Here is a 4334-nt window from a genome sequence, read left to right on the forward strand (position 1 = left end):
GTTCGCGGGGGACGCCGTGAACCCACCCCGCCCCACCAAGCGCGGCTTTTGAATTCAGCGCCCAACCACGAGGGGCTCAGCCGTTCGCCGCAGCAAACGCCGGCCGCGTCAGGTTGTCCGCCTCGCCATCAGTGCACAGCACTTCGTCTTCAATGCGGATGCCACCATACGGACGGAAGAAGTCCACGCGCTCCCAGTTGATCGCATCACCATGGCCGGCGTCCTTCACTTCGTTCAACAGCATGTCGATGAAGTACAGGCCTGGCTCGATGGTCACCACCATGCCCGGTTCCAGCACGCGGGTCAGGCGCAGGTAGGGATGGCCGGCCGGGCGCTCGATGCGGCCGCCCTCGTCGCTGGCCGCGAAGCCGGCCACGTCGTGCACCTGCAGGCCGATCAGGTGGCCGATGCCGTGCGGGAAGAATGCGGCGCTGACGCCGGTCTCCAGCGCGGTCTGCGGCGACACCTTGATCACGCCGAAGTCCTTCAGCACGCCCATCAGCGAAAGATGTGCGTCCACGTGCAGCTGCTTGTAGTCGAAGCCCGGGCGCACCGCTGCACACATCTGCTGCTGGGCGGCGTCGACGGCCGCAATCATCGCGGCGAATTCGTCGTGGCCCTGCGCGGCGTAGGTGCGGGTGATGTCGCTGGCGTAGCCGTGCGCACTGGCGCCGGCGTCGATCAGGAAGCTGCGCAGCGGCTGCGGTGCCTTGCGGCCCAGCTCGGTGTAATGCAGCACGGCGGCGTGTTCGTTCAACGCCACGATGTTGCCGTAGGGCAGCTCGTTGGCATCCTGGCCGACGGCCTGGCAGTACGCCATGTGGATGCTGAATTCGTCGGCACCGTTGCGGAACGCGGCCTCGGCGGCGCGGTGGCCGCGCACGCCCAGCACCTGGGCCTGGCGCATCAGTGCGATTTCATACGGCGTCTTGCTGCCTCGGTGCCATTCCAGGTAGTTCACCACCGGCGCCGGGTTGTTCGGCACGTAGTTGCCCAGCGCGCTCTGCGGCTCGCCCAGGATCGCGCAGCGCGACGGGTCGGCCGGCAGCAGGGCCAGCGCCTCTTCGGGCTTGCGGATGATGTGGATGTCGAAGTGCTCCACCCACCAGCCACTGGGGGCGTCCGGTACCACGTGCCAGTAGTCGAAGGGCTGGTGGAAGATCACTGCCGGGCGCTTGCCCGGGGTGAACACGATCCAGCTGTTGGGCACGCGGGTCAGCGGCAGCCAGGCCTTGAACTGCGGGTTGACCGCATACGGGTAGTCGCGGTCGTCGAACACCTGGTAGTGCAGGGTGCCGCTGGGCACCACCAGATGGTCGAAGCCGCCGCGGGCCAGCGCCTGTTCGGCGCGTCGGCACAGCACGGCCAGGTGGTCGGAATACAGGGCGCCGGGGTCTTGCTGGATCATTGCGGTGGCTCGACACGGAAAACGGCCCTAGATTCTGCCGCATACCGCGAAAAACCGCTGTGCCGGAACCGGCACTCAGGCCGTCGAAACCGGTCCCTCGTCGCTGTCTTCGCCCACCCACTGCCGCAGCAGCTGCCGATGTTCGCGCGACAGGGTCAGGAAGCGGAAGCCGGTCCAGCTCTGCCCGGGAACGTGTGCGGGCTCGCTCCACAGCAGATGCACGCCTACGTCGATGGCCTGCTGGCGGCCATCACCCAATGGCAAGGGAAAGCGCAGCTGGTACAGCGCATCCTCGCGCAGCGGCATGCTGGCCAGCATCAGCATGCCAGTTTCGGAGACATTGCCGAGGCGCCCGACCACGCACTCGCGCATCTGGTCGGTAACCGGCACCAGGTCCGAGACCTGGCGGCGCGGCGCGCGGCGGGTGTCCTGCGGCGGTACGGCTTTCATGCGGGGGTCTCCTGTGCGCGAGCCGTGGCCAGTGCGCGCAGCGCACCGAGGCTGGCTTCCCAGGCACGGTCGACCAGCCGGCCCTTGTCTTCGGTGACCAGCTGCGCGCGCCCGGCACTGATCTGCCGTGCCAGCGCATCCAGGTCGGTATCGGTGATCTTCTGCCCGCGCGCATTGACGAACAACGCGTGGCCGGTCAGCAGGCTGTACCAGGACAGGCGCTGGCGGCGCATCGTGCCATCGCCCGTGTCGATGTCGAACCAACTGCCGAACGGCAGGCTGGACAGCTGTTGGTAGGCCGCTTCTTCGGCGCTGCTGCGCGGCGTGGCAGGTGCGGCGCCACTGTTCGTGCCGGCGTGCTCGCCCAGGCGCGCACGTGCCTTGAGGCGTGCGCTGAGCTCGGTACGCGAGGTGCTTTCATCCTCGCCGCCGGGCGTGGCCAGCCTGCGCGCGACAGCGGCGGCTTCCTCGGCGTGGTAGCCGACCTGCAGCAATGCGGCCTCCACGTCCGCTGCCAGTGCGGTATCGGTGCCGCCGGGAGCGTCGATGGCCTGCGCGGTGATGGCAGCGATGCGCTCGGTCTGTTGCAGGCGCTCCTGCCATTGCGGTGAATCGTCGCCATGGCGCAGGCGGGTGAGGGTCAGCGCATCGGCCCAGGCCTGGCGCAGCAAGGTCTGCACGAAGCGCGGTGGCGACCGGGTGTCGCAGCACTGGTCGATCTGTGCGGTGGCCTGGCGACGGGCCAGTTCCAATCGTTCCTTGCCGCGCGCGGCTTCCACATGGCGGCGCTCGGCCAGTTCGGCACGATGGGCCGCCGCGCGCTGGTGCTGCTGCACGTCTTCACTGGCGGCGGCAAAGACTTCCGGCGCACGCGCATCCTGCCCCAGCAGGCCCTGCACGCTCTGCGCCATGCGCTGCAGCAGCTGCGGGTCGACATCCTCATCGCCCAGCCAGTTGGCGCCGACTTCGGCGATCTGATTGAGCAGCTCACGCGCGGGGTGTTCGTCGCGCACGAAGAAGCCCGGATCGGCCATGGCGGCGCGTGCCAGGGGTACCTGCAGGCGGGCCAGCAGCGCGGCCGGCACTGGATCGGGGCGCTGCTGCTGTTGCACCTGCTGCATCAGCATGCGCAGCAGGTCGAGGTTGTCCCGGTCGTGACTGCCCAGCTGTGCCTGCGCACCATGCTCGCTGCGCAGCTGCGCGACCACGGCAGCCTGCAGGTCGGCCACACCGGTTGCCGCACTGGACTGGGCCTGCAGGCGCGCGAGTACCGCGTCGACTGCCGCGCTGGGCACCGCGCCGCTGTCCGCCGGGGAAGGGCTGCCGTGCCGCGCCTGCTGCAGCAGCTCATGCAGTGCACTGCCGGTGGAGGTGGTCACGCCCGGCGTGGCGGGGCCGGCTGCGCCGCCCTCGTGGAAGGCGTCCTGTACCAGGCTGGACCAGGAGCCGGCCGGCGCCGAACCGTTCCAGCCGGTCAGGGGGGCTGCGGTGCGCTTGGCCGGCTGCGTGGTGCGGCCGCCCCCCACCGACTGGGTGATGATCCGCCGCGTGCTCGACGAGCGTGCCAGGTAGGGGGTGTAGACCAGCCCCGGCAGTACACCGGACTGGGCCAGCAGGGCATTGGCACGGTCAAGGATATCGCCCAGCCGTTCCAGCACCTGCCGTTCGAAACTGCGATACAGCGCCAGCTGTACCTCGACGCTCAGCGCGTCCTGTTCGGCAATCCGGCGCACCATCGCGCACAGTGCCTGCGGTGCCAGCGGCAGGGTGTCGGCCTCGAAGGCCGGCGCCGCCGCCAGTACGCCCAGGCGTTGGCCCAGCAGGTTCAGTGTGTTGGTTGAACGCAGGGTTTCGCGCCGCACCATCTCGGTCAGCAGCAGGTCGCGATCCACTTCGTGCTCATCAACCAGCGACAGCCCGAGCATGCCCGGCAGCGCTGGCGGCCTGGCACTGGTACTGACACCGCTGACCGGTTCGCGCAACCGCGCGAGGGCGTCGGCCACGGCATCGAGCATGCGATCGGCGAAATGGCCGGCGAAGGCGTGCAGCTGTCCACGCTGGGCCATCAGCTCGGCCTGCTGCTGCGGATTGCGTGCGCGGTCGGCGTCGTGCAGCAGGGTCTGCTCCAGCGCCTCGACGGTCAGGATCAGGGGCGCGGCCAGCGTCTGCCGGCACAGGCCGATCAGCGCGCCCAGCAGCTCACGTACCCGCGGTGGCAGATCGCTGGCGGCCAGGCGGTTCTTGTCGGCAGGAGTGATGGAAAAGACAGCTGACATCGGCAGGCGGTACCCGGATTCCCGCGGATCGATCTGGTGAATCTACCGTGTCGGCCGATGTCGGCGCTACTTTAGGCTGAACGTGAATCGCATCCGCCGGGCCTGGCCCGACCGATGAACGGTAGTGCCGGCGCTGTCCAGGTAGGCCTGCGGGTGCTTCAGCTTCCAGCGGCGCAGCACGTGTTCCTCGGCGCCCGAGC

At 69.1% G+C, this 4334-nt stretch carries 3 protein-coding genes; all 3 read right to left on the bottom strand.

Features of this window, described 5'->3' with window-relative positions:
- Window positions 1–76 precede the first annotated feature (76 nt).
- The 3 genes from pepQ to O0K41_RS21990 all read right to left on the bottom strand — a co-directional run bounded on the left by pepQ (window position 77) and on the right by O0K41_RS21990 (window position 4134).
- Window positions 77–1408, bottom strand: coding sequence for a Xaa-Pro dipeptidase (pepQ, locus tag O0K41_RS21980; protein ID WP_012481166.1), 1332 nt, complete (start codon window positions 1406–1408; stop codon window positions 77–79).
- A gap of 75 nt (window positions 1409–1483) precedes the next feature.
- Window positions 1484–1858 carry a PilZ domain-containing protein gene (locus O0K41_RS21985; protein WP_005410894.1) on the bottom strand — a complete coding sequence of 125 codons (375 nt, stop codon included), beginning with the start codon at window positions 1856–1858 and terminating at the stop codon, window positions 1484–1486.
- Complete coding sequence (locus O0K41_RS21990; protein ID WP_088435520.1) at window positions 1855–4134, bottom strand: DUF1631 family protein; 2280 nt, start codon at window positions 4132–4134, stop codon at window positions 1855–1857. The genes O0K41_RS21985 and O0K41_RS21990 overlap by 4 nt, the downstream gene beginning before the upstream one ends.
- Window positions 4135–4334 lie beyond the last annotated feature (200 nt).

Origin of the sequence: Stenotrophomonas sp. Sm2128, assembly GCF_030985535.1 — a bacterium.
In the GTDB taxonomy this organism is placed as follows: Bacteria; Pseudomonadota; Gammaproteobacteria; order Xanthomonadales; family Xanthomonadaceae; genus Stenotrophomonas; species Stenotrophomonas maltophilia.

Bases quoted from the DNA above. Each gene is read 5' to 3' on its own strand.
- O0K41_RS21990 (WP_088435520.1), bottom strand. From the start codon at position 4,134: ATGTCAGCTGTCTTTTCCATCACTCCTGCCGACAAGAACCGCCTGGCC.
- pepQ (WP_012481166.1), bottom strand. From the start codon at position 1,408: ATGATCCAGCAAGACCCCGGCGCCCTGTATTCCGACCACCTGGCCGTG.
- O0K41_RS21985 (WP_005410894.1), bottom strand. From the start codon at position 1,858: ATGAAAGCCGTACCGCCGCAGGACACCCGCCGCGCGCCGCGCCGCCAG.